This window comes from Paenibacillus sp. NPDC101420 (genome assembly GCF_050277435.1).
Classification (GTDB): domain Bacteria; phylum Bacillota; class Bacilli; order Paenibacillales; family Paenibacillaceae; genus Paenibacillus_AQ.
Window position 1 is genome coordinate 222,714 of record NZ_JBNNSE010000002.1, and the last position, 26,761, is coordinate 249,474.

Sequence of the window (26,761 nt, forward strand, 5' to 3'; positions counted from 1 at the left end):
GAAAGAAGGAGAGGTAACACTTGCCCATTCTAGATGTTCATAATTTATCAAAAATATATGAGGGTAAAGTGTCCACTCAGGCATTGAATCATATCCGCTTTTCTGTTGAAAAGGGGGAGTTCGTTGGCATCATGGGTCCTTCGGGGAGTGGAAAAACAACGCTGCTCAACACGATCGCCACCATCGACCAGCCGACCTCCGGTCAGATTCTGATCAACGAGCGAGATCCCAATCTGCTTAGCAGAAAAGAAAAGGCACTCTTTCGCCGCCATGAGCTCGGTTTCGTCTTTCAGCATTTCAATCTACTGGATACGCTCACTGTAGAGGAGAATATTGTACTGCCTCTCACACTTGCTGGTGTCCATGTAACGGAAATGGAGAGCAGGTTGAAAGAAGTAGCAAGTATGCTGGACATTGAGCATTTGCTGCAAAAACGGACATACGAGATTTCTGGTGGACAAATGCAGCGGACTGCCATCGCCCGCGCGATGATTCATCGTCCTGCTCTGATTTTAGCAGATGAGCCTACAGGGAATCTGGATTCCAAAGCTTCAGGTGAAGTCATGAATATGCTGACAGAGGTGAATAAGGAAGAAGGGGCAACGGTGCTGATGGTCACACATGATGCAGTGGCCGCGAGCTTTTGTAACCGAGTCATCTTTATTAAAGACGGACGTTTCTATAGTGAAATGTACAGGGGGAGCAGTAGAGGCGCTTTCTTCCAAAGTATTATTGATATGTTGTCTCTGCTTGGGGGAACTAGCCATGACCTTTCGGCAATTCGCTTATAGGAATGTTACACGTAACAAGCGTAAATATGCGGCTTATTTTGTCGTCAGTGCTTTTTCAGTGATGATCTTTTTTGTGTGCGCTTTGTTTATTTACCATCCGGATATCTCTAAGAGCTTGGTGTACAGTACGGCAGCTCATACGATGATGGCGGCAGAAGCCATTATTTATGTGTTTTGCTCCTTGTTTGTTCTCGTATCGGTCGGATCGTTCCTACAGTCTCGTAAGATGGAGTTTGGGATTTTATTGATGCATGGAATGACGAAGCGCCAGCTCAACACGATGGTTTTTTTGGAAAATATGATGATCGGCACCTCTGCCATCCTGACAGGTACTTTATTAGGGTTAATTCTTGGCAAGCTGTTTTTGATGATTGGGTCTACTTTTCTAGGAATACCTCTTTTAACGTTTCATCTTCCATGGCAGGCGCTTGTACTTACGATATGCAGCTTTGCGCTGTTGTTTATTCTAATCTCGCTGAGCACTTTCTTCTTTATTGGGAATGAATCGTTGATGCGGCTGTTTCAGGGAGAACGAAAAGCAGAAGAGGAACCTAAAGTTTCCCTGGTGTTATCTATACTGTCTGCTTTATTGCTGTTAACGGGCTATTTTATGGCAGCTACAGCACAAGCGGCTTCGGTTGAAAAGGTGATGTTCCCCGTCGTTATAATTACGGTTGCGGGTACCTATCTCTTTTATACTCAGCTCAGTATTTACACTGTTAAACTACTTAAGACGATCCGGCGCCTGTATTGGAACCACACGAATATCATTACTTTATCGGGCTTGTCTTACCGCTGGAAAGAGAATGCCCGAATGTTTTTTATGGTGACGATTGTATCTGCAGTATCTTTTACTTCAGTGGGAGTATTCGCATCGATCCATACGCTTTCCAGAGAGTTGAAATTGGACTATCCCGCAGCAGTTGGTTATGTATCCAAAGGCAATCAATTGCAGGATCCTTTTGATCAGCATTTGGACGAAATTCAGGAAGAGCTTACAACGCTCGGTTTACCCTATGAGACACTTAGTATTCCGATTAAATACGCAGAGGTGGAATCTCAGACCGGGCCAGATCGCACGTTAAGGCTTCCCTTGATTGCTTACAGTGATTATAAGCTTGCTCTGCTTCGTGCAGGGTTTACGACGGATGAGCAGCCTCTAAGTGGAGATGAAGGACTGGTGATGATCGGTTCGCAACGAGACCGGAGTCTGCAAGCGGGTAGAGTAAAGCCGATATACTCCTTGAAGCAAGGTCTTTCCATTCGAGAAATGGGCTATACCCAGCATGTTCCGATTGCCGAATATCTATTGCCGGAGCTGGATGGAAGGGATGGGGGAGATTTCAGTGGTGTTGTGATTAGCGATGAGCTTTACAAGGCCATTCATCCCGTACAGACCGATTTGTATACAGGATTTTACATGGATGATTTCCCGCGAACAGTAGGTATAGCGGCGGATCTTGCTCATAAAGGGAAACGGTCCTATGAAAGTAACTCGCCATACGCGATTGTTGTTAGCGGCACGCTGTTTGAAATACAAAGAACATTGTACAACACGATGCTATTCGCTTCTTTACTGGTGGGCACTGTCTTTTTCATTGCAGCAGGCAGCTTCCTTTACTTCCGGCTGTATACAGATCTAGATCATGATCGCCATCAATATTCTACATTGTCCAAAATGGGACTTACAGATCAAGAGCTAAACCGAATTGTAACGATACAATTGTCGTTGTTGTTTTTTGTTCCGGTTGGGGTAGCCATTTTGCATAGTGTGTTTGCCTTTATTGCGCTTCAGCGGTTGTTTTACTTATCTATTGCTGTGGAGACCGGGGCGGTGTTATTGGGATATTTGGCTGTCCAGGGACTTTACTTCTTTTTTATTCGCAGCCGTTATTTACGCAACTTGAAGAAGAACTTGATCTGAATAATGGGGGTTACAAAATGCAAGCATGGATTACAGATTTTATGGAGCAGTTTGGTTACTTTGGTATTTTCCTGATGCTCGCTTTTGAAAATATATTTCCACCGATTCCTTCCGAAGTGATCCTTCCTTTTGGCGGATTCATGACAACCACAACGAATTTGACCATTCCTGGTGTAATTATTGCTGCTACGCTTGGCTCACTGCTGGGTGCAGTGATTCTCTATTATATCGGTCGTTTGTTGGATGTAAATCGCTTGGAAAAGATCGTTGAACGCTGGGGCGGCCTACTCCGAATTAGCAAAAAGGACATCCACAAGGCTGACGCTTGGTTTGACAAATATGGCTATTGGACCGTATTATTTTGTCGGATGGTTCCACTAGTGCGTAGTTTGATTTCGATCCCTGCAGGGATGTCGGGCATGAAATTTGGAGTGTTTATGATCTTCACAACGATTGGTACGCTGGGATGGAATCTATTGCTGGTGCTTATTGGTGCGGCATTGGGTGAGTCCTGGGAAGACATCGCCATGTATATGGATATGTACTCCAACGTAGTGTACGTGCTTCTTGCAGGTGGAGTAGTGATCCTTGGGTATTTGTTCTTCCGCAAGCGCAGCCGGAAAATGAACACCGAAGGTTGAGCCGCGAAGGACTTATAGTTAAAAGTTATGATTAAAAGGAGGAGAACAAATGGAGCTATTAACGATTATTAAAGCTATTATTTTGGGGATTGTTGAAGGATTGACTGAATTTGCTCCGGTATCCTCCACAGGTCATATGATTATTGTTGATGATATGTGGTTAAAATCGACAGAGTTATTTGGACAATATACGGCCAATACGTTCAAAGTGGTTATACAGCTGGGGTCAATATTAGCAGTTGTAGTTATTTTTAGAAATAGGTTCATTGAATTGCTGGGCTTAAAGCGCTTCAGCCGCAAGCAGTTGGATCCTGTAACCGAGCAACAACCACAGCTTGAAAAAGGCGGCCACCTTAAGCTTACACAGGTGCTTGTAGGTTTAGTGCCAGCAGGCGTGCTGGGGGTTCTGTTTAATGATTATATTGACGAGCATTTATTCTCTACATCCACCGTGTTAATCGGTCTAGTAGTCGGTGCTGTATTAATGATTATTGCGGATCTATTCGGACCAAAGAAGATTCAAACGGAGAGTGTCGATCAGATTACATATAAGCAGGCGCTAGGTGTTGGTCTGGTCCAGTGCTTCTCCTTGTGGCCGGGATTTTCTCGTTCCGGGTCGACGATTTCTGGTGGTGTTCTTCTGGGTATGAGTCATCGCGCTGCTGCTGATTTCACGTTTATTATGGCTGTTCCAATCATGGCAGGCGCCAGTTTACTCTCACTGATGAAGAACTGGCAATATTTCACCATCGATGCCCTGCCGTTCTTCATTGCAGGCTTTATCAGTGCCTTTGTATTTGCACTATTATCAATGCGTTTCTTCTTGAAATTGATCAACCGGATTAAGCTTTTACCATTTGCTATATATCGCATAGTACTTGCTGCAGTAGTATATTTCGTGTTTTTCTAAATCCGTTATAAGGAATCGATATAACAGAAGCCCCCGTAATCTATTGCAGATGACGGGGGCTTTCACGTATGATGACATCAGATTTAAGACACTCACTTTATCCTTATAATTCTCGCATAAACGCTTACCGTCCTTAAAAGGACGCTGAAGGCGTTTTAGCTTATGGATGATAAGAAAGTATAAGTATCACGAAATACTTTCTTATAATTCTCGCATAAACGCCTACCGTCCGTATAAGGACACCGAAGGCGTTTTAGCTTGACAATATCGGAGACAGGTGCTTGCCGGAAATTAGTAATTCGGTAGGCTTAATAGGGAAATTCGGTTTGAAGCCGATGCGGTCCCGCCACTGTAACGGAAGAGTCCATAGCAACATATGTCACTGGCAATTTACTACTGCTGGGAAGACTGCTAAGGATGCTGACACCGCTAGCCAGGAGACCTGCCTGTTTCAACAGCACTGCTTCACCTACGGAGGATAGGAAGGTGTTAGACGTTAACCATAGGTATATTATGGGCGTCTTTCCCTTTGACTTTTTTAGGGAAGGGCGCTCTTTTTTATAGGAATGCAAGTGATATCGAGTCCAAAATAAGAAGATGGAGAAGGGGAGCTGCAAAGTGACGAACAAAGTAAAAGTAAGCAATCTTGGCTATCCAAGAATCGGAAAAAACCGCGAGTGGAAGAAAACGTTGGAAGCCTTCTGGGCGGGAAAAATAAATGAGGAAGCGTTCCGTACTGAAATGACAGGAATTCAGCTTCAGCATTTGAAGACTCAGCAGGAGGCAGGAATTGATTTAATTCCGGTAAATGATTTTACGTTCTACGATCATGTGCTAGATACAGCTGTAATGTTCGGGATCGTACCTCCACGTTATGCGTATGATGGTGGCGATATTGGGCTTGATCTTTATTTTGCGATGGCTAGAGGAAATGCTGAGGCTACCGCTTGCGAGATGACTAAATGGTTCAATACGAACTATCATTACATCGTTCCAGAGATCGGTGCACAAACGCCGCGTCTGACCGAGAATAAACCATTGGCTGCTTATCGTTTTGCCAAGTCCCAAGCGGGAATTGAGGGTAAACCTGTGGTTTTAGGCCTTTATACATTCCTTAAGTTGTCAAAAGGTTTTGCATCTGCGGATATTGCGAAGATTGCTGCTCGGTTTCTTCCGGTTTACGTTCAGCTGTTGCAGGAACTGAAGCAAGAAGGAGTAAGCTGGGTACAAATTGATGAACCAGCGATTGTTACAGGAATTAATGAATCAGAATTATCCTTACTTAACTCGATTTACACAGAAATTGCTGAATCCGTGCCTGGATTAAATATTATTCTGCAGACTTACTTTGAAGCTGCTGAACCGCTGGAGGCACTGTTCAAGCTTCCGGTACAAGGTTTAGGTCTTGATTTTGTCCATGATGGCGGGACGAACCTGGCATCGATTGAACGTCTTGGCTGGCCTGAGGATAAGTGGCTGGGAGCGGGTATTATTGATGGACGCAACATCTGGCGCTCAGATCTGGATGCTAAGCTGCAGCTAATCGAGAAGCTGAGTGTACATGTATCACTTGATCGTCTTATTATACAGCCTTCTTGCAGTTTGCTGCATGTTCCGGTTACTGTTCAGGGTGAGGTGAAGCTGAAGGCCACCGTCAAGGCTGCTTTAGCTTTTGCTGATGAGAAGCTTAGAGAGCTTGGCCTGCTTGCTGCAGCCTTAGAGGGTACAGCAGAAGCTGCTGCTGCGTTGACGGCCAGTCGTGAAGCCCTTACTGCCTTCCGTGCACTTCCTGAACGCGGTCGTAAGGATGTGGCCGAGCAAGTTCTCGGACTTACAGATTTACCAGACCAACGTAGCCTACCTTTTGCTGAACGCCTGAAGGTGCAGCAGGAGAAGTGGCAGCTGCCACTTCTGCCAACGACAACAATCGGAAGCTTTCCACAGACTGTAGAAGTGCGCCAGGCAAGGTTGAAATGGCGTAAAGGCGTATGGAATCAAGAGCGTTACGACGGGTTCGTTCGTGAGCAGATTGCAGATGCAATCACTTTCCAAGAAAAGCTGGGTCTGGATGTACTCGTGCATGGTGAGTTCGAAAGAACCGATATGGTGGAGTTTTTCGGGGAGAAGTTGGATGGTTACTTATTTACTAGCAATGGCTGGGTTCAATCCTACGGATCACGCTGCGTTAAGCCACCAGTTATTTATGCGGATATAGCTTTTATCCAGCCTATGACTGTAAAAGAAAGCGTCTATGCTCAGTCGTTAACTTCCCTTCCTGTTAAAGGCATGTTGACTGGTCCTGTTACAATTCTCAATTGGTCTTTTGTACGTGATGATCTTAGTCGGGAAGCAGTAGCGAATCAAATTGCCTTAGCGCTCCGTCATGAAGTTAAAGCTTTGGAGGATGCAGGCATAGAGATGATTCAAGTAGATGAACCGGCTATCCGTGAAGGACTTCCTTTGAAGGCTGAAGATCATGAGGCATACTTGAATTGGGCGGTGAAGTCGTTCCGTATCGCGACGAATCATGTGAAGGCTACGACACAAATTCATACCCACATGTGCTATAGCGAATTTAATGACATGATAGACTCCATTTCAGCGATGGATGCAGATGTTATCTCTATTGAGACTTCACGTAGCCATGGGGAACTGATCGTTAGCTTTGAGGAGCAGGCGTATGATAAAGGAATTGGTCTTGGTGTATATGATATCCATAGTCCACGGGTTCCTGCAGTAGAAGAGATGACAGCTAATATTGATCGTGCGCTGCGGGTGCTTGATCCTGAACAGTTCTGGATTAATCCGGATTGCGGTCTTAAGACACGTGGCTGGCAGGAGACAGAAGATGCACTTCGTAACATGGTAAAGGCTGCCGCTATTGCAAGAGAAAATGCAGGAGTTAGTGCTTCCAAATAACATAAGAGGTATACAATAAATCATAGCCGGGGAATTTCTCCCTGGCTTTTTATTTCAGCCACTTGATAATAATTCTCATTCTTGATAGAATGAGAAAAGAAAAGAAGGAACCGTGGAGGGTCCCTTCAAATCATCACCTTATTTGCTTTCGAAAGTCTTGCAATCTGTTTCTTCTGCACGTGTAGGTTCTTGGGAGCTGTGGAAAGCTACAAAGATAGAATCAGCACTGCATTTGTTCTCTTCTGCCCAGTGGGTGCAGGAGTTAACTTCGCAAATTACGTCTTTTGCCATGAGGGTTCACCTCCCCTTTTAGTAATAGACAGCATTATTTAAAAACTCCTCTGTTCAACAAGGTGGAGCTTGTCCGAACAGAACCGTGTTCTGCCCTCATTCATTATGAATAGAGGGTTTTTTGGTATTTTTTTACGTGTTTAGACGTGGTAATTGTACCAAATAAAGTGTGTGTAAGCAAATGGGTTATTCGATAACAGAAATGTGACAAAGTTATACAAAAAATTATAAAAAAGCACAAAAGATACTTATTACTTACATACCTAAAAATAGAAAATAATTCTAAATATCTATATTATTACAAGAATTATATGGTAATATTTTCGATAGGGAACGGCCGCTCCTAATCTGAAATATTGGAGGATGAAGATGTTGAAAAAGTTATTACTATTCCCTTTTGCCTTAATGCTCATCTTGTGCTTACCTATTTATGCAGGTGCAGAAGGTGTACATAATGACCAAGCTCCTCAAATAAGTGAATCAGAAATCATAAAAGTCTACAAAGCCTCAGCTACGGGATTGTCAGAAATTTCAGTAGAGGAGTACAATGAAATTCTTGCACAAGGTCAAGCTTTAGAAGCTGCTAAAGAGGGGCTGATACCAAGTATACCCCTGTTCATAACGGACTCTTCCTTTGATGACGCTTCTGTAATTGCACCTAGAGATGCTTATCAAACAACGATATACTCCTACCAACAAAATGGTTATGTCTCATATGTCACTAGAAGTGGTTTGACTAGAAGAATCTCTCAGCCTGTATATAATAGTGCTTCTGCAAATTCGTTGTTAAACATTAGCTATTCAGTATCTCAAGGCTATATCGCGAATACAAGCTTTGGTGTAACCGCAAAACAAACAGCTGTAAGTACTGGTATTACTGGTGGCTCATCATGGTCTAATACTTATGGTGGCAGTAACACGACAACTGCATCAGTGAATCCTTACAATTATGCTTGGATGGAATACACGCCGATTATGAATAACTCATTTGGTGTGATTACGGAGAAGACCTATGCCAATGTTCAGGGTTCTTCAGTTCTTGTAGGCACTACTAGTTATGATGTTGATATTTACATTGCGAGATTATTAAGCGGTTCGTTACCAGATGGTGTATATGCCATTAAACAAAGCGCTTCTAACCCAGGTTGATTTTTGCTTGAAAAATAACAGCTTGAACTAAAAGAGTTGCAGAAATGCGACTCTTTTTTTTATTTAGAGAACATAATTCATAAGAAACTGTACACAATTCCATTTTTCAGTGCAACCTTCCAAGTTTTGGAACGTCTTAGTAAAGAGTGACGGAAGAGATCTGCTTAGAACAAGACATTCCGTAACGATATTATGATCCGTGCAAGCGGTATCTATTACATTTTTGGAGGAATGAGAATGCGCAAATGGGGTCTGCATTACTTATGTTTATTAATTCTTACGGTAGTCTTGGCGGGTTGTGGCTCAGCGGATAGAAATTCAGCGGCAGATAGTTTGGCAAAAGAAAATGGTAGTACGAGTAACGACGCAGCAGTAGAGGTACAATCGCAAAGCTCGATGGCCTCAACAGCGGATCAAAGCACTTCGGCAGCTCCTGAGGCAGAAGCAACTGGCAGCGAGAATATGGCTGTAAAGGGCTCCACATCAGAAAATACAGATCAAGCAAGTGCGGGATTTACTGGTAGCGATGTAGTAGCGGGCTTGAACAAGAAGCTGATCTATAAAGCGAATCTTAACATGGAAGTAGAAGACTATGGAAAAGCACAGACTGAAATACGTAATTTAGTAACCATGGCCAATGGATATATTATTGAGTTTAATGAAAATATGTCGCAGTACGAGCAAGGTGGGACGTTTATCCTTAAGGTGCCTGCCTCCGGATTCTCACCTTTTCTGAATAAATTAGAACAAGTAAAACACGAATCTCTACAGCGCAGCATTCAAGGTCAGGATGTCTCAGAAGAGTATGTTGATCTGGAGTCACGTTTGAAGGCAAAACAGCTAATGGAAGCACAATATACAGAGTTTATGAAAAAAGCGACGAAATCCACTGATCTGGTCGCCTTCGCGAACGAGCTTGGTTCGATTCAAGAAAGCATTGAGCAGATTAAAGGTAGAATGCGTTATATCAATCAGAATGTATCCTTTTCTACGGTAGAATTGAGAGTGTATCAGACGGATGAAAGTATTGCTGTCAAAGAGAAGAAGGAGCAAGGGCCGTTACTGGAACGTGCTTCAGATGCTCTAAACGGAAGCTTAAATGCACTATCTGTGATGTTTCAGTGGATTGTCGTTATCCTTGCAGGAGCGTTACCGATACTTATCGGGGCTGCCATTATTTTAGCTATTGTATTAGTTTCCCGTAAAAATATTCGCGAGCGTCGGGAGCAGCAGACCGAGAGAATTCGTCAGCGAAATAAGGAGCTGAACAGAGAGCAAGCCATCCCTGCGGCAACAGAGCCTAAGGAGGCAGTTTCAGAGGATAATTCGAAGGCTAATAAGGACTCAGAGGACTCAAAGAAAGAATAGACCTACAAGCATAAGAATAAAGTATAACGTGAAACTTATACTTTCTTATATTTTAAGAGAAAAAAACGGTTGTCATCCTAAAAGGACGACAACCGTTTTTTTATGTGCTGAGGATTGATGTTTAGGCAGGCTGGAAGAGTATGCGATACTCCCCGTATCCTTCCTTCTCCAAATCCTCTTTCGGTACAAATCGTAGCGCCGCCGAATTTATGCAATAGCGTAAACCGTTTTCTCCGGGACCATCGTCAAAGACATGGCCTAGATGGGAATCCGCTACTTTGCTGCGAACTTCTGTCCGAACCATCAAATGGCTGAGATCCGTCTTTTCCTTCACAGCGTAGTCCCGGATCGGACGAGTGAAGCTTGGCCAGCCGCAACCGGAATCGTATTTATCCTGCGAGCTGAATAACGGTTCGCCAGATACGATGTCTACATAAATACCATCTCCATGGTGATCCCAAAAATCATTCCGGAAAGGAGATTCTGTTGCACTGTTCTGAGTGACTTCATATTGAAGAGGGGTTAAACGTTCTTTCAAACTTTGTTTGTCCTCTTTATGTGTCCAGTGGGTTTCGATAAAATCCTCTCGGCCAGAACCTTTGCGATAACGTTTGTAGTGGCCTGGATTCTTATGATGGTAACCTTGATGATATTCTTCGGCAGGATAGAAGGTGGCTGCCGGGAGAATAGGGGTTACGATCGGACTAGAGAACCGACCGCTTGCTTGCAGAGCTGCCTTGGAAGCTTCTGCTTGTTCTTTTTGTTCCTCCGAATGGGTAAAGATTGCTGTTCCGTAAGAAGTCCCGCGATCATGGAATTGTCCACCTGCGTCGGTAGGGTCAATTTGCTGCCAGAACAGCTCAAGTAACTTGCTATAAGGGAAAATATCTGGGTTGAACGTAATTTGTACAGCTTCAACATGTCCTGTCGTTTCAGAACAAACCTCTTCATAGGTTGGGTTCACTGTATGACCGCCGGTATAGCCAGAGACGACACTAATGATACCTGGCAATTCTTCGAACGGCGAGACCATGCACCAGAAGCATCCACCTGCAAAGGTTGCTTTTTCTGTCTTGGTATTTATATGGTTAGTCTGATGTTCACTCATTGATATCCCTCCATTCACATAATGCAATTAAATAGATCACAATTTAATTATAAAGCAAATACTAACTGCCTGCCAGTTTGTAACCGATAAGTTCTTTCGCTATCGGTTATTCTTCGCTTCTTGAGAGCGCGGACGCAAGCTCAGTCCAGCGATAATTAGCACAGCGACATAGGCGATGATGGCAATAATCGCACTTACAGGGTCCTGGAACAGATGATTCCCGAGGAAAGCGTATAATGCAATCCCCGGTATTTTTCCTATGCCGGAAGCTGCAATATAGCTCCAAAAAGGCAGACCAGCTGCTCCAGCGTAGATGTTAACAGCTGTTTGGGGAATGATAGGCACGAGTCGTGCTAGGACAATCGAAGCGAAAGGTCGCCGCTCAATGCCTACTGTGAACTTTTCGAGTGCGGGAATAGAGGCTAAATAAGCTCTCGCTTGGCTTTGAAACAAGTACTTCACAACGCCAAAAAGGATTGCGGCAGCCAAATTTGTAGCTAGCCAGCAAATCAAGGCACCCGCTAAACTTCCGTATGCATAACCGAAGAATCCGATGACAGCTTTATAAGGGACAACTGGAAACAGGGCCAGTAAAGTTGCAATCCCTATAGAACTGAAAAGATTATGATCCTCTTTCATCCAGCTTAGGATGTCATATCTGTAGATAAACGCAAGGATTGTACCCGAAACATAAAGAACAATCGAGAACCATTTCTTCATAGATAATATGCCCCTTCTTCCACTCATTCATCTCATCATACGGGATATGAAGTAAATATTGAAGCAAAGATCAATTGTCAGAGAATGAGAAGCAGGTATAATAGCATTTGTAGAGAACAAAGAGAAAAGAACGATATATTGAAGTGTTAAGAGGGGGATGGATCAGTGATTGTACCTGAACGTAAAAGAGTCGCCATAATAGGAATCGGCAATATAGCCCGCAAAGTATATTTACCACTGCTCTCTCAGCATGATTATGCCGAGGTAGTTGGTGTTCTTAGTCATTCACCGACAACGGTAGAGCAGGCCGTTCATACCTACCGTTTTCCTAAAGGGACGACTAATCTGGAAGAGCTGTTATCTTGGGATCTGGATGCAGTATTTGTACATAGCCCAACAACTACTCATTATGATATAGTAACAAAATGTCTCGAACGTGGGATTTCGGTATATGTAGATAAACCACTTTCCTATGATCTAGAAGAGTCCAGAAGGATGGCAGAGCTAGCACAAGATAAGGGGCTTTTGCTAGGAGTGGGCTTTAATCGCCGTTTTGCCCCAATGTATGTCACCGCCAAGCAATGGCTTGAAGAAGTCGGCGGAATTAGCCATTGCAGTGCGATTAAACATCGAACGAAGCTACAGACAAGCACCAGCCGCGAAACCGTGCATGATGATCTGATCCATATGCTTGATTTGCTGTTGTGGTTGTGTGGAGATCAGTATGAACTGCTTCGTAGTCATCTTCACTCTAGTGGAGAAGGTCGTCTGCTGCAGGCATCTGGAATGCTAGGCTGGAAAGATAGTGCAGTTGGGATGTACAGTATGGTTCGTGAAGCTGGTGTGGATTTGGAGAAGCTTGAGCTGCACGGAAATGGCAGATCGGTGGAAGTAGTGGATCTAGAAAAAGCCATTCTTTTTGAAAAAGATACCTTACCGCATATTCAAGGCTTTGGAAGCTGGGATACTGTACTCGATAGAAGAGGTTTTAGTGGAGTGGTGAATAATTTTCTTAGCAACATAAATACACCGGAGCTATGCAGCATTGCTGCTTCAGCGGTACTGCCTAGTCATATGCTGGCGGCACAGCTTGCTGAATGAGGTCTCTGAGAAAGGAGAAGAATATATGGAGGATAACCGTAAATTAGTGGAGGAACAGATCATCGAAAGCTATAAACGCGAAGAAGAGATGATGATTCTTGTATTCGCTCAGTGGTGTGTAAATAATGGACTCGATCCACATGCTCTATACTTGCAGGCTTATCCGCAGCAGGAAGGGAATGAAGCCTTGCGTCAGGCACTTGCCCTCACGGTTTCCGCGGAGGAAGCGGGGGACATTTCTGATGACACCGTTCTGGGTGTACTTTCGCTTTTTGGAAATGATGACTTGGCACAAATCGTAACTGAAGCGATTGCTCAAAGGGGATCTAAAGGACCTGTGGGGGATTGACATTGGGGATATAATAATAGAGTCAGATGAACTTTTTTAGGTAAACGATGTTCATCATGGTTAAAATGTGTTAATATTATATATACTAACTAATAGTAAGTTTCGCTAGTGAGAGGTGAGAACAATGGAAGAACATCAATTTGCGATGTGTCCCAGATTTGAGACAGCCTTCTCTTTCTTAGGCAAACGTTGGAATGGACTTATTATTCAGACATTGATGAGTGGACCGAAGCGTTTTAAAGATATCTCCGGCCTCATTCCTTCAATGAGCGATAAGATGCTGTCCGAGCGGATGAAGGATTTGGAAGGTGAGGGTATCCTGGTTAGGCATGTATACCCAGAAACACCCGTACGTATTGAGTACGAATTAACAGACAAAGGCCGTGCGTTGCAGCCTGTTATGCAGCAGATTCAGTCTTGGGCTGAGAGCTGGGTAGACTAAAATTCACAGTAATGTTGTGGCCCTTTTTCCGGAATGGTGGAAAAGGGGCTTTTCAATTTCTAAATATTAGACAGTGACAGTTTTGTTCCAATCCTTTATGCTTGAAAAAAACTTGCACAGTTTAAAAATAATTGTAATATAATAGAAAAACATTGTATGATCCTTGAATGGAAACGCTCGCGTATTGGTTTTTGCTCAAATCTACTCAGCTGGAGTACAGGCATCAAAGCTATTAGGAGGCGAGGGAGATGAAGACGAAGACGACCCTGTTTTCCCGGGAAATAACGTATGGAAAAAAGGATGTTGCTGAGCTAGAGAATGCTTCTATCAAAGTACAGCTCATCTATGACAAGACGTTGTTCATGCTGCATAGCCATCTTCCTGATTCCTTATGGGATGCGTGGATTGGCGTGCCTTACAGCATTATCTCTTCACTCTACAAAGGAAACAATGATAGTGGGACTATTTTTCAAAAATGGATTCAAAGTCCGACCGGCTGGAAGTGTATTGGTTGTGAACGGCACTGTCTGGAGTCCACGGAACCTCCACAGGATGTAAATGCGGCGAATCATGGACGACAATATAAGTTTCATAACGGCATTCGCCAGAGTATGGTGCTTCAAGCCTTAATTTGGTCCATGTACGAGAATACCGTATTATTCAAACCCTTTTTAGGCGACGAGCCTTTTTTTGACGATGATGATTTGCATACGATATCCTCTTATTTCGTTCCAACTTATCTTAATGAGTTCCACCTTATTGAGCGGTCTAAGCCATGTAAAGAATATAAAGATCAGAATATACGAGTCTTTCAGGAATGGATTTCCGCACCTGATCTTGTCCTTAAATGGAATGGTGGCTTGACGGAAGGCAGATGGATGACGGGTGTTTATATGGATCACTCCCGTTTTGCCGGATTGGGACCTTATTTGAAGGATTCAAAGGGACAGCGGACGTATATGCAGGCTTATGTGCAATAAAATGAGTTAAAAAAGCACCTTTGTAGGCAAAGGTGCTTTTTTGCGTTTACGTTGCATGTACAACAATCTCCAATTTCGTTCAAAAATAAGATACAATTTCCGTGCGTACAATCACAAGTCAAAGTTCCTTTCAGGGTTAAGGTGAAGAAGTGGATAAGATTTATTCAGAACCTAATCCCATAACCCAAGGAGGAGCTATAATGGAAACTAAACAACTTAATGATAGTATTTCGGATTCGAAGCAAGCACAATCGGTACAAGCTGGTTTTACCCCAGATGCACTAGTGAGGGATATTGTATTACAGTTCCCTAAAGCGGCAGATTATTTCAAAGCAAAACGGATTGATTTCTGTTGCGGTGGAGCTAAACCTCTTGCTGAAGCAGCTGCTGAGCGTGGTCTGGATCACGAGATAATCATCGGCTATCTAAACAAGCTGTTCGAAGAGTATCCAGTACCCCAAGAGGAAATCGCTTGGAATACTGCACCTTCAGAAGAGTTAATTGACCATATTATTAACAAACACCACCGTTATCTTCGTGAAGAGCTACCCCTCATTAGCCAAAATGTAACTAAGGTATATCGAGTGCATGGCGGAGATTCTCCCCATTTGGTGGAGTTATATAACTTGTTCAACATACTTAAGGAAGATTTACTTGAGCATACGGCTAAAGAAGAAGAAGATGAGTTTCCTAAGCTGTTGACATACGCTGCTAATCCTAGTGAAGAAGGCCTGACATCGCTTCGTGAGTCATTGTCTGAGCTGGAGAGTGAGCATGATGGTGCGGGCGATATTTTGAGGAAAATACGTAGTATTACAGATGATTTCACTCCACCGGCGCATGCTTGCACGACCTATCGATTGACATATGCCCGGCTGGAAGAGCTGGAGAGTATGACTTTTGAACACGTACATTTGGAGAATAATATATTGTTCCCTAGGTTTCAGTGAAGATGAATAGTGTGCTAAAGAGTCCCTTAGGGGGCTTTTTTTATAGGGAATTATAGAATGTAAAGAAATGCGGATAACTCCGTTGAAAAAGATAGAAGAAATGATCGTAAAAAATATGGGTAAGATCGATTGATGGATAGATGGATGGCAGGCAGGCAGGCAGGCAGGCAGGCAGGCGGAAGGATTGCTTAAAAGCGGACTACGAGATAGGGCCGAATGAGCAAAAAGAAGGGGATAAATCCCCCAGAATATGCGAAATGAAGCCGGATGAGCAGAAAGAGGGGGATAAATCCCCCAGAATATGCGAAATGACGCCGAATGAGCAGAAAGAAGGGGATAAATCCCCCAGAATATGTGAAATGGCGCCGGATGAGCAGAAAGAGGGGGATAGAGGTTAGCTTTTTAAAAAGTTTTTGTCAATTTTAGAAGTAAGCTTGTTATTACTTATTTGAGAACATGGCTTGTTTAAGTTATCCTTAAAAAGACAGAATACATAACTTTACAAGCCTGAGACGCTATATGGTCATTAGGCGGGACAAGGCGGTGCCAGGATGCCCATGCGATCTTTGTGGAAATTGATGCTAGGATTAGTCATTATATTCATAATAGGTGGATGCTCTACTAACAATGACGGCAATAGTAATGCTAATAATGGTGTGGCAGGATCAGAGGGACCGACAATATCGATAAGGGTTGGTGATAATGAACTGCTTACTAAACCATCAGATAGGTTACTTAGTGGGAGTTATAGAAATGGAATATCGATCATGGAGCTACTGAAAGGTAGTAATGTTGCCACATTTGCTGAGGATAACTCAAGCATTGTTTCGGTAAAGGATTTTTCGCTAGAGGCGGGAATGGTTTGGGAGCTTCAGATGGGCGGTCAAATCATTGGGAATGCGGATTGGAATAATACTGTAGGGTATGATTCACAGCTAGTCTTCACCGCGAAGTCGAAGGACCATCAAGCACCACTTCAAACTGTAAGGCTGACCTTGAACGGTGGAAGTGTTGAAGTAGACTTGCATCATACGTATATTATGTTATTTGAAGAGGATTTAACTGTAAGAGATTTGCTCAAAAGCTGTAGTAGCGTACAGTTGGCCGATGACAATAAAAAGGTGCTTTCCGTCGACGATTATACTCCTCTTAGTAATGAAGAATGGAAGCTGAAGGTGAACGGAAAACAACTGCTCGATGATGGAATGGATATGAAGCTCAGGGCTCAAGATGAATTGGAGATTTTATTGACTTTACGCTAAAAAAACGTACATTAAGCCAGATCAACGGTTGTTCAGAATCGTTAATCTGGCTTTTTATGTGGAAAAGATATCTAACAATTATCAGTACACTAAAGTGTGAAAATATTCACAATTGAAGTGACTGCAATCACAATGACGACTTGAATTTGAACCGTATAATTCCAATATGTAGAAGAGAAATTGATCAGGTATTCATAAGCTTGAGGAGGCACCTAACCATGACAACGATAAGAGAAAAACTAGTATTAGTCGGCAACGGTATGGCAGGCATAGGTACGATTGAGCAGATATTGAAGCTGGGTGGAGCTTATGACATCACGGTTTTTGGAAGTGAACCTCATCCCAATTACAATCGGATCATGTTGTCTTATGTTCTTGAAGGAAGTAAGACCCTTAATGATATCATCCTAAACGACTGGAATTGGTATGAAGACAATAATATAACTCTACACACGGGAACAATGGTGACACGAATTGATGAAGGCTCGAAGCAAGTTGTTACGGATAGTGGGATGCTAGTCCCCTACGACAAGGTAATTATTGCGACAGGCTCGAATTCGTTTATTTTACCTGTACCTGGCAGTGATAAAGAGGGCGTTGTAGGATTCCGGGATATTTCAGACTGTGATGCGATGCTGGCAGCGGCCAAACAATACAACAAAGCAGCTGTCATCGGCGGGGGTTTGCTTGGGTTGGAAGCGGCAAAAGGTCTTGTGAACCTTGGCATGGATGTTACCGTAGTTCATTTGATGGAAGATCTGATGGAGCGTCAGCTTGATCGGAATGCCTCCTCTATGCTGCAAGCTGAGCTGGAGCGTCAAGGCGTGAAATTTGCTATGGGCAAACAAACGGTAGAATTGAGCGGGGAACAGAGAGTAAGTGGATTGTGTTTTAGTGATGGCAGTACGCTTGCTGCAGATTTTGTGGTAATGGCTGTTGGAATCAAACCGAACGTGACATTGGCAAAAGATAGCGGAATCTCCGTAAATCGTGGGATCGTGGTGGATGATTATTTGCAAACTTCCATGCAGAATGTATATTCCATCGGCGAATGTGCTGAGCATCGCGGTATGTGTTACGGACTGGTGGCTCCACTATTTGAACAAGGCATGGTTCTAGCTAAACATTTATGTGGTAGCGATACCAAGCCTTATGAAGGTTCGATTGTTTCCACGAAGCTTAAAATTTCTGGGGTGGATGTATTTTCTGCAGGTGAGTTTTTGGATTGTCCTGAACACACTGTGATTTCAAGCAAAGATGAATGGAAGAGAACTTATAAGAAAATTTTGCTCAAAAATAATGTGATTGTCGGTGCGGTTTTGTTCGGTGATGTAACGGAGTCCGCGAATCTGCAAAAGCTAGTAAAACAAGGCGCGGTAATGACCGATGAGATTTATACGGAGGTTATGGGAACAGGCTGCTGCGGTGGCGGAGCTAAGAAGAGCACATCCGTAGAAGCTATGGCGGACGAAGAAATTGTCTGCGGCTGTAATGGTGTAACTAAAAAAGCGATCGTAGATGCTGTCACTGAACATGGTTTTACTACTGTGGATGAGATCAAAGCATGCACTGGCGCTACTCGCTCTTGTGGTGGTTGTAAACCCGTAGTAGAACAAATCCTGCAATTTGTCTTAGGTGACAGTTTCCAGCAAGCTGCTAAGCAAGGTATTTGTGGGTGCACAACGCTTAGCCGTGATGAAATTGTTGCTGAAATTACAGCTAAAGGTCTTAAAACAACAAAAGAGGTCATGAATGTACTCGGTTGGAAACAAGAGGAAGGCTGCTCCAAGTGTCGTCCGGCGATTAACTATTATCTAGGGATGATGAACCCTGATACCCATCAAGATGAGAAAGAATCCCGATTTGTAAATGAAAGAATGGGTGCCAATATTCAAAAAGATGGAACCTACACCGTGATACCACGCATGTATGGTGGGGTAACTACGCCGGAGGATTTGAAGAAAATCGCCGACGTCTCCCTTAAATATGACGTGAAAGTAGTGAAGGTAACTGGAGGGCAACGCCTGGATCTAATCGGTGTGAAGAAGGAAGATTTGCCTAAGGTATGGGAAGAGCTGGATATGCCTTCAGGCTACGGTTATGCCAAATCCCTGCGTACGGTTAAGACTTGTGTGGGCTCCCAGTTCTGCCGCTTTGGCACACAAGATTCGCTGGGAATGGGCGCGCTCATAGAACGTAAGTATGAACGTCTTGATTTTCCTGCCAAGTTTAAAATAGCTGTCAACGGCTGTCCACGTAACTGTGCGGAATCCTGCACGAAGGATATTGGCATCGTTGGAAATGATGGTGGTTGGGAAGTGTTTATCGGTGGTAACGGTGGGATCAAGCCACGGATCGCAGACTCCTTCTGCAAAATTAAGACCGATGAAGAGTTGATCGAAGTGTGCTCCGCAGTGATGCAATATTACCGTGAGACCGGCAATTATTTGGAGCGAACATCCGAGTGGGTTGAGCGTATGGGACTTGAGCAGATTCAAATGGTTATTTTGAATAATGAAGATAATCGCAAAGAGCTGGCCGCACGGATTGACTTTGCTCTGACTCAGGTTACGGATCCTTGGAAAAAAATGCTCAATGACAGCAGCACTCGTACTGCGCTTTTTGAAGAAACAAGAGTCTAGCGGATAGATTACGCACACAGAAGGGAGCAGAACAATGAAAATGGCAACGCAGATATATACGATAGGAACTGTACAGGATTTCCTGTTACAGATTGGCCGGGTAATTGTGGCTGGAAATGTGGAGCTGGCTGTATTTCGTACCTCTGACGGAGCGATCTATGCGCTTCAGAATAGGAGCCCTCATCCAAAAGGGGGGCCGCTTGCTGAAGGGATCGTTTCGGGTCACTTTCTTTATGATCCACTGTATGATTGGAAAATAGATCTTCGCACGGGTGAAGTTCAGGCACCGGATCAAGGTATCGTTATGACTTATCCAGTCTCCCTTGTCGGAGACATTGTGACAGTGAGCTTGTAGACACCGAAGCTTGTAGTAAAGGATGAAATAGAAAACGGTGGGGTGGAGTATTATGTTTACTCAAAGTGTGGAGAACATTGTCGAGGCGGCAGTCAGCAAGCGAGACCAAATGAATGAAAATTTACCAAGATATTTTCTAACAGCCCTTTTGGCAGGGGCATATGTAGGCATTGGGATTATCCTTATTTTCTCGCTGGGAGCGCCTCTAGCGGCTGCCAAAGCGCCTTTCCAACCCCTCATTATGGGTGCATCCTTCGGTATTGCCTTGACTCTTGTTGTGTTTGCAGGCTCAGAGCTGTTTACCGGAAATAATATGTTCTTTACGGTTAGTACACTTGCTGGTAGAACAAGTATCTGGGATACTGTCAAGAACTGGGTGCTTGTGTTTGTAGGGAATGTGATAGGGGCAGTGATTTTAGCACTTTTGATTCGAGGAACTGGGCTATTCAGTGCGGCTCCCCCAGAGCATCTGATCTTTGCGGCTGCAGCCAAGAAAATGAGCCTTCCGTTTTCAGAGCTATTTTTCCGTGGGATTCTATGTAACTGGCTGGTCTGTCTAGCGCTATGGATGGCCTCACGCGCCAAAAGTGAAACTGCCAAGCTGGTTTTAATCTGGTGGTGTTTATTTGCCTTTATTGCGAGTGGATATGAGCACAGTGTGGCTAATATGACGCTGCTGAGTGTTGCTGTGTTGCTCCCGAATCACCCTGACACCGTTACAATTGCCGGATGGATCCACAATATGATTCCTGTTACCTTAGGAAATATAATTGGCGGTGGCGTATTCGTCGGTATGGCCTACTGGATGATCTCTCCCGTGCGGGGTACTCAGACCAAGCGTTAAGAGTATATATAGTTATAGGGCTGACCCAATTTCGGGTTCAGCTCTTTTTCTAAATATAAGAAAGTATAAGTTTCACGCTATAAATTATCCTTATATTTCTCGCATAAACGCTTACCGTCCATTAGGGACGCCGAAGGCGTTTTTGCTTGTCTTGTGGTATAAAAAAAGACGCCTATGTTTAGGCGCCTTTGACCACTCTATTTTATATTGTGCAGAATAATTGGGTCATATATGTTTCATTGAGGAGAATAGAGGGTATATTATAAACGGAAATTAGATGCGGCAGATCTCGTTTGGACACATTTCGCAGTGGCAAATTTCCTGCAGCATGCCAAGATCCTTGATGACAATCATACCGTTCTCGTACTCAACCGCGTCTTTTTTACGCAAGTCGCTCAACATCCGGTTCACACTCTCACGAGTAGCGCCGATCATGTTGGACAAATCTGTATGCGTAATTTTTTTGTTGATGAGGATATTCTCACCATCGCTGCTCTTCTCACCATAGGTGTTGCCGAGTCGAATGAGAGTGGAGCAAAGTGCGCCTGGTTTGCCGTACATCATAAGATCACGGAATTTTGTTTGAGTTAGACGGTGATGAATGCCCATCCATTTCATAAAGTCGATGGCAAAATCACAATGTTGGCAAATGAGAATTTCTAAATCCTTTTGCTCGATAACGCCAACTTCACTTTCTTCAATCACTTCTGCAGTAAAGCTGTGCTTGGTGCTGAAGAATGGGTCCGCTTGACCTACCATATCGCCGGCTTGGTACATATAAAGAATAAGTTCTTTACCTTCATCCGTTGATTTAGTTAATTTCACACGTCCACGTTTGATATAAAACAATTTATCCGAGTAGTCGCCTTCCCAGAAAAGATGTGAACCCTCTGGAACAACGCGCTCTTTCATAGTAACAAGAAGTCTGTTGAAATTCTGTTCGGAGAAACAGTTTGTATTTCCGTGGGCTTCGATGACATTGTAATGTTCTTTTAGCATAATCGACATCCCCTTTATTCCCTCAGTTTTTCAGTAAATTTTAAATTAATTATACCTCTAAATTCTTCGATTTGGTTAAGAAAAACCATTTAAAAGTGTCGAATTTTCAACATTGTGATTATTTTCACTTCAAAAGTGCAAGATGTAATATGATTTTTAACTAAAAAGGAGTAAGAAGTATATGTTCTTTATATATCAGCAGTGGCAATCCATTATTCTCAAATAATGGGTCTGTCGCTGTTTTTTTTGTTCTTATTAGATTCTACATATTATACTGTAAAAATTCATTATATAGAAATTCGTTCGATTTCAACTCCGTATAAACGCACACATCTTCATTAAGGTCAGACATTGGCGCAACGGGTATGGAACGATATCCTGAGAATGGAGCAAAAACCAGGAGAAGGGGAAATCATACATGGCTAAAGTGGCGGACAAATATCTTAAGGTAGATCCTTGGGCAATTATTGAAGAGGGCTTTGATCCAGAACGAAATCGGACCTCGGAATCTATTTTTTCACTGGGAAATGAGTATATGGGTGTGCGGGGGTATGCTGAGGAAGGTTACTCTGGGGATTCCCTGCAAGGCAGTTATTTCAACGGGCTAAATGAACAATTGGACATTGGCAATCATTATAAGGGGATTATTCGCTCGCTGAGATATATGGTAAATGCGGTGGACTGGCTGTATACGCGGATCACTGTGAATGGTGAACAGCTTGATCTGGCAAAAAGTAAAATATCGGATTATGTGCGCAAACTGGATCTTCGTAGTGGGACCTATCGGCGGGAGCTAATCTGGCACCTAGATGATGGAAAAATCTTAAAAGTTGTCTTTACACGCTTGGTAAGTATGACGATGTCTCATCTGGGACTACAGCGGGTGGAATTTGAGCCCCTTAATTTCTCGGGCAGCGTGGACATTTGTGCAGGTCTTGATTTCAGCATTATTCATGAGGAACGCGGCGAATGTATGTGGAGTAGTCTCCGCAGTGGAGAACAAGGATCTACCACAGCTATTATGGCGAGAACAGTGAATACAGCTAACAAGCTATTCTCTAGCTTTTCTTTACAATCTTCACAGCCGCTTCAGCTTACGCGAGTTGAACATGAGAAATTTATTGGACAAAGCTTTACTATGGATCTTGCTCAGGGAGAAGCGACCCATTTTACAAAGCTGGTTATCAACTATTCGGATAGTGAATCTGCCCATACAGCTGAAGAGCTGTGGAGCAAAGGGCTAGCTCTTGCTGAAAGTGCAAGCCAACTGAGCGATACTCAAATATTCGCGGATCAGACGGCATATTGGAATGGTATCTGGGAGACAAGTGATATTCGGATTGAGGGCGATCCTGAGAATCAGCAGGGCATTCGTTTTTGCATTTTCCAGCTTTATCAGACTTATCATGGTGATCATCCAGGGTTCAACATCGGCGCTAAAGGATTGACTGGAGAAGTGTATCGTGGTTTGGCGTTCTGGGATACAGAGTCGTATTGCTTACCATTCTATATGTTTAATAATCCTAAGGCTGCACGGAGTTTACTGGACTTTAGATATAAGACATTACCTCAGGCTATGCAACGTGCTAAAGATGTTGATTGCGATGGCGCTTGCTACCCTATTGCTACAATAGACGGAACAGAAAGCTGTGATCTCTGGCAGCATTCGAATCTTCAGCTTCATGTAGGGACTGCTATTTCCTATGGTATCTGGCATTATGTCAAAAATACTGGGGATAAAGAATTCCTGCACAGTAAAGGCGCTGAAATGCTGATCCAGATCAGTAGATTCTATGCTACACGCGGTCAATGGGGTCAACAGAGTGGGAAATATGGATATTTTGGCGTAATGGGTCCTGATGAGTTCCAATTGATGGTGAATAATAACTGCTATATTAATTTGATGGCCCAAAAATCATTTGAATACACCTTAGACACCCTGAGTGAAATGAAAGAACAGGCACCAGAGGCTTTTGCAATGGTTGCGGAAAAGACGGGACTCCGTGACGAAGAGCTTACCGATTGGAAAAATAAAGCAGACAATATGAAGATTCCGGTTGATGAAGTCACAGGAGTATTTGAGGAGCATGATGGATTCTTCGATATGCCACATATTGATATTCATTCCATTCCTGTAACAGAGTTTCCGCTCTACTCGAACTGGTCGTATGATCGATTGTACCGTTATGACATGATTAAGCAACCGGATGTTCTCATGTTTATGTTCTTATATAATGGACAATTCTCTAAAGAAGCGAAGCTTGCTAACTATGAATATTACGAGTCTAGATGTATTCATGAGTCTTCACTTTCACCTTCGATCCATTCCATACTGGCAAGCGAAATCGGTAAGCCAGAAGAAGCCTATTCGTTCTTTGAATTTGCGACAAGACTGGATTTAGACAATTACAACCGTAACACACGCGAAGGATTGCACACGACTTCGATTGCAGCCGCTTGGATGAATATTGTGTATGGCTTTGGAGGTATGCGTTCAGATGGGGATCGTTTGTCCTTCCAGCCTTCATTGCCGGAGCGCTGGAACGAGTATAGCTTCCAAGTGATGTATGAAGGGGTATTACTACGTATTTTGGTCAACAAGACTTCAGTAACGCTCACCGCAATTAATGGGGGTAGCACTGATATTACAGTGTATGGGCAGTCAATTACGGTGGACGCATCCGGGACGACGCTTCCGCTAGGTGAAGGGATGTTGGCTCGATGAGCTGGGCGGTTAGGGATAGCTGTTTTGACAAGCAACTTGTGACGACGAACGGGAACAAATATATGTTAGGCAATGGCTATATGGGATATCGCGGGACACTAGAGGAATTCGGTAAAACTGAGTTAGTTGCCGTAACTTTAGCTGGTCTATATGACAAAGCGGGAGAGAAGTGGAGAGAACCTGTCAATGCTCCTAATGGATTATGGACCAAGATTGTCTGCAACGGTCAATCTTTAAGTGTGCTAGAGCGTGAACCGAGCTCTCATGTTCAGGAGCTGAATATTCGTAGTGCCATTCATCATCGGAGCACTGGCTATAGTCTATCTGATGGTGGGATGTTGACATTTACAGCAGATCGTTTCGTAAGCCAGGACAAACTTCACCTGCTCGTTAGTAAATACTCTATCCATAGTACACAGGACTGCCAAATTGTGATTGAGACTGGGATTGACGTAGATGTATGGGATATCAATGGTCCTCACCTCTATGGTCAAAAAGTACAGTCACAGGGTGAGGTACTAGTCTCTTCCTCCACTAGTGGAGAATTGAACATTCCGGTAGTTGTGGCGGAGAGAACCGTATTTAATTTCGGAGATCAGCAACTGGATGAGGGCGCTAGTATTCGCCGGATTTCTTTTGAAGCGCGCGCGGGTGAGACCTATGAATGGTTTAAGTACGTTGCGGTATATACTGGACTTGATGTTAGTGTACCGGAGTCAGAAGCAGTAAAGTCTGTTCTAGCTGCTGAAACGCTCGGTTATGACGAGTTATTACAGGCACATCGCCAGCAATGGGAAGAAAGATGGTCACTTAGCGATGTCATTATCGAAGGCGATGAGGATGCCCAGTTTGCTCTAAGATACAGTATTTATCAGCTGTTAATTATTGCACCTACAGTTTCGGAAAAGGTTTCTATCCCGGCTCGAGGTTTATCGGGTCAGGTCTATAAAGGGGCCGTATTCTGGGATACGGAGATGTTTATGCTGCCTTTCTTCCTGCATACTGATCCAACGGTTGCTCGCAACCTGATGATGTACCGGATTCATACCTTGGACGGAGCTCGCCGGAAGGCCGCGGAATATGGTTTTTTGGGAGCATTCTATGCTTGGGAAAGTCAGGATACAGGAGACGATGCTTGTACACTGTTTAATGTGAATGATGTATTTACCGGTCGACCAATGCGGACTTATTTCCGTGATAAGCAGGTTCATATCAGTGGGGATGTTGTACATGGGATCTGGAAATACGTTCAATTTACAGGTGACGAGAGTCTGCTGACTAGCGGAGGGGCGGAAGTGATCTGGGAATGTGCCCGGTTCTTCTACTCTTATGCTTACTATAATTCAGTAAAAGAACGCTTCGAGATTCTAGATGTAACAGGTCCAGACGAATATCATGAGCGTGTAAACAATAATGCTTTTACGAATGCTCTGGTTAAGGAGACACTGGAGATTGCCTTGCGCACAGCAGAATTGCTGCAAGATAAGTATCCGGAAGTGTACAACCAACTGTCTACAGAGTTTAGTGAAGGTCCGTTTCTGACAGAGTTCAAAGCTATGCTGGATAGCTTCTATGTTCCGCAGCCAGACCCTGCCAGTCTTGTCATCGAACAATTCGACCGTTACTTCACCTTAGAAGATGTTAGGCTGCCAGATTTGAAATCCCGTGTACTTAACAAAAATGAGTATTTGGGTGGCGGTAATGGATTAGCCACAACCACAACAATACTGAAGCAAGCGGATGTCGTTTTGATGTTAAATCTATTCAAACATTCCTTCACCAAGGAAGTGAAACAAGCGAACTGGGAATTCTACGAACCGCGCACCGAGCATGGGTCAAGTCTTAGTCCTTGTATCTACGCTTTGGTAGCTGCCGATATTGGTTCGCCGGATTGGGGATATCCATATTTTATGCGCACGGCTACTGTTGATCTCACGGGAGAATCTAAGCAGTACGTAGGCGATCTTTATATCGGTGGTACCCACCCAGCCGCTAACGGTGGTGCTTGGATGGCTGCGGTGCTTGGTTTTGCAGGGTTGGATTATGATGGGGGAACTGTCCATATCAAACCTTCACTGCCTAAACATTGGCAGTCTGTTGAGCTTCCGGTTACGCTTCGGGGGAATACCTTTAAGTTGCGGATCAGCAAGGATGAAGTTACAGTTACCACAGCAGCCGACTACAGCGGGACTCTGGTGTTCTCGGTACAAGGGGGAGAAGGAAAGTCCTGTGGTGCAGGTGAGAGCTTGCGTCTAACCTTGGCCGAAACAACAGTATAGTCATTAACTAAC

The 26,761-nt window shown here is 43.7% G+C and carries 22 protein-coding genes and 1 riboswitch; of the genes, 18 read left to right on the forward strand and 4 right to left on the reverse strand.

Going from position 1 to position 26,761, the window contains the following annotated elements; all coding sequences use genetic code 11:
* Positions 1–20: 20 nt before the first annotated feature.
* From ACQKMP_RS09775 to metE, 5 genes are all read left to right on the forward strand, one after another.
* Entirely contained in the window at positions 21–791 is a 771-nt protein-coding gene (locus tag ACQKMP_RS09775) for an ABC transporter ATP-binding protein (protein WP_283908473.1), read from the forward strand.
* A complete protein-coding gene (locus tag ACQKMP_RS09780) occupies positions 766–2,715 on the forward strand; it encodes an ABC transporter permease (protein WP_427469306.1) in 1,950 nt (649 codons plus the stop codon). Before ACQKMP_RS09775 ends, ACQKMP_RS09780 begins: the two co-directional genes overlap by 26 nt.
* A 17-nt stretch (positions 2,716–2,732) precedes the next feature.
* Positions 2,733–3,356, forward strand: coding sequence for a DedA family protein (locus ACQKMP_RS09785; RefSeq protein WP_042190577.1), 624 nt, complete (start codon positions 2,733–2,735; stop codon positions 3,354–3,356).
* A gap of 49 nt (positions 3,357–3,405) precedes the next feature.
* Complete coding sequence (locus ACQKMP_RS09790) at positions 3,406–4,266, forward strand: undecaprenyl-diphosphate phosphatase (RefSeq protein ID WP_042190575.1); 861 nt, start codon at positions 3,406–3,408, stop codon at positions 4,264–4,266.
* 258 nt (positions 4,267–4,524) lie between these two features.
* Positions 4,525–4,730: riboswitch (cobalamin riboswitch) on the forward strand.
* A gap of 133 nt (positions 4,731–4,863) precedes the next feature.
* Positions 4,864–7,185: a 5-methyltetrahydropteroyltriglutamate--homocysteine S-methyltransferase gene (gene metE / locus ACQKMP_RS09795; protein ID WP_427469307.1), complete on the forward strand. Its 2,322-nt coding sequence runs from the start codon at positions 4,864–4,866 to the stop codon at positions 7,183–7,185.
* Positions 7,186–7,323: 138 nt separating this feature from the next.
* Here metE and ACQKMP_RS09800 read toward each other — a convergent pair whose 3' ends face one another.
* Positions 7,324–7,476: a DUF1540 domain-containing protein gene (locus tag ACQKMP_RS09800; protein ID WP_076120659.1), complete on the reverse strand. Its 153-nt coding sequence runs from the start codon at positions 7,474–7,476 to the stop codon at positions 7,324–7,326.
* Between the two features lie 369 nt (positions 7,477–7,845).
* Between ACQKMP_RS09800 and ACQKMP_RS09805 the strand changes: the two genes are divergently transcribed.
* Both ACQKMP_RS09805 and ACQKMP_RS09810 read left to right on the forward strand, forming a co-directional pair.
* Entirely contained in the window at positions 7,846–8,625 is a 780-nt protein-coding gene (locus ACQKMP_RS09805; RefSeq protein ID WP_339242926.1) for a hypothetical protein, read from the forward strand.
* Positions 8,626–8,862: 237 nt separating this feature from the next.
* Entirely contained in the window at positions 8,863–9,993 is a 1,131-nt protein-coding gene (locus ACQKMP_RS09810; protein WP_052404385.1) for a DUF4349 domain-containing protein, read from the forward strand.
* A gap of 121 nt (positions 9,994–10,114) precedes the next feature.
* Here ACQKMP_RS09810 and msrA read toward each other — a convergent pair whose 3' ends face one another.
* Both msrA and ACQKMP_RS09820 read right to left on the reverse strand, forming a co-directional pair.
* A complete protein-coding gene (gene msrA, locus ACQKMP_RS09815) occupies positions 10,115–11,101 on the reverse strand; it encodes a peptide-methionine (S)-S-oxide reductase MsrA (protein WP_042190568.1) in 987 nt (328 codons plus the stop codon).
* A gap of 99 nt (positions 11,102–11,200) precedes the next feature.
* Positions 11,201–11,821: a TVP38/TMEM64 family protein gene (locus ACQKMP_RS09820; protein WP_427469308.1), complete on the reverse strand. Its 621-nt coding sequence runs from the start codon at positions 11,819–11,821 to the stop codon at positions 11,201–11,203.
* A 165-nt stretch (positions 11,822–11,986) separates the two neighbouring features.
* On the opposite strand from ACQKMP_RS09820, the gene ACQKMP_RS09825 reads away from it, so the two are divergent.
* From ACQKMP_RS09825 to ACQKMP_RS09865, 9 genes are all read left to right on the forward strand, one after another.
* Positions 11,987–12,922, forward strand: a complete 936-nt coding sequence (locus tag ACQKMP_RS09825) for a Gfo/Idh/MocA family protein (RefSeq protein WP_076284446.1) — start codon at positions 11,987–11,989, stop codon at positions 12,920–12,922.
* A gap of 25 nt (positions 12,923–12,947) precedes the next feature.
* Positions 12,948–13,271: a hypothetical protein gene (locus tag ACQKMP_RS09830; protein WP_094873764.1), complete on the forward strand. Its 324-nt coding sequence runs from the start codon at positions 12,948–12,950 to the stop codon at positions 13,269–13,271.
* A 124-nt stretch (positions 13,272–13,395) separates the two neighbouring features.
* Positions 13,396–13,713, forward strand: coding sequence for a winged helix-turn-helix transcriptional regulator (locus ACQKMP_RS09835; protein ID WP_042129916.1), 318 nt, complete (start codon positions 13,396–13,398; stop codon positions 13,711–13,713).
* A 248-nt stretch (positions 13,714–13,961) separates the two neighbouring features.
* Entirely contained in the window at positions 13,962–14,693 is a 732-nt protein-coding gene (locus tag ACQKMP_RS09840) for a hypothetical protein (protein ID WP_076300835.1), read from the forward strand.
* A gap of 200 nt (positions 14,694–14,893) precedes the next feature.
* Entirely contained in the window at positions 14,894–15,643 is a 750-nt protein-coding gene (gene ric / locus ACQKMP_RS09845; RefSeq protein WP_427469309.1) for an iron-sulfur cluster repair di-iron protein, read from the forward strand.
* A gap of 551 nt (positions 15,644–16,194) precedes the next feature.
* The gene (locus ACQKMP_RS09850; protein WP_427469310.1) at positions 16,195–16,905 is read left to right on the forward strand and encodes a hypothetical protein; all 711 of its coding nucleotides are present in this window, start codon (positions 16,195–16,197) and stop codon (positions 16,903–16,905) included.
* 218 nt (positions 16,906–17,123) lie between these two features.
* The gene (gene nirB, locus ACQKMP_RS09855) at positions 17,124–19,547 is read left to right on the forward strand and encodes a nitrite reductase large subunit NirB (RefSeq protein ID WP_427469311.1); all 2,424 of its coding nucleotides are present in this window, start codon (positions 17,124–17,126) and stop codon (positions 19,545–19,547) included.
* A gap of 34 nt (positions 19,548–19,581) precedes the next feature.
* The gene (locus ACQKMP_RS09860) at positions 19,582–19,902 is read left to right on the forward strand and encodes a nitrite reductase (NAD(P)H) small subunit (RefSeq protein ID WP_427469312.1); all 321 of its coding nucleotides are present in this window, start codon (positions 19,582–19,584) and stop codon (positions 19,900–19,902) included.
* 52 nt (positions 19,903–19,954) lie between these two features.
* Complete coding sequence (locus tag ACQKMP_RS09865) at positions 19,955–20,746, forward strand: formate/nitrite transporter family protein (protein ID WP_427469313.1); 792 nt, start codon at positions 19,955–19,957, stop codon at positions 20,744–20,746.
* 273 nt (positions 20,747–21,019) lie between these two features.
* Here the strand turns inward: ACQKMP_RS09865 and ACQKMP_RS09870 are convergent, their stop codons facing one another.
* Entirely contained in the window at positions 21,020–21,745 is a 726-nt protein-coding gene (locus ACQKMP_RS09870) for a Crp/Fnr family transcriptional regulator (RefSeq protein WP_042129903.1), read from the reverse strand.
* A 418-nt stretch (positions 21,746–22,163) separates the two neighbouring features.
* Here ACQKMP_RS09870 and ACQKMP_RS09875 point away from each other — a divergent pair, with 418 nt between their 5' ends.
* Entirely contained in the window at positions 22,164–24,470 is a 2,307-nt protein-coding gene (locus tag ACQKMP_RS09875) for a glycoside hydrolase family 65 protein (protein WP_427469314.1), read from the forward strand.
* Positions 24,467–26,749 (forward strand): glycosyl hydrolase family 65 protein, encoded by a 2,283-nt coding sequence (locus tag ACQKMP_RS09880; RefSeq protein ID WP_427469315.1) that lies wholly within the window; start codon positions 24,467–24,469, stop codon positions 26,747–26,749. The genes ACQKMP_RS09875 and ACQKMP_RS09880 overlap by 4 nt, the downstream gene beginning before the upstream one ends.
* Positions 26,750–26,761 lie beyond the last annotated feature (12 nt).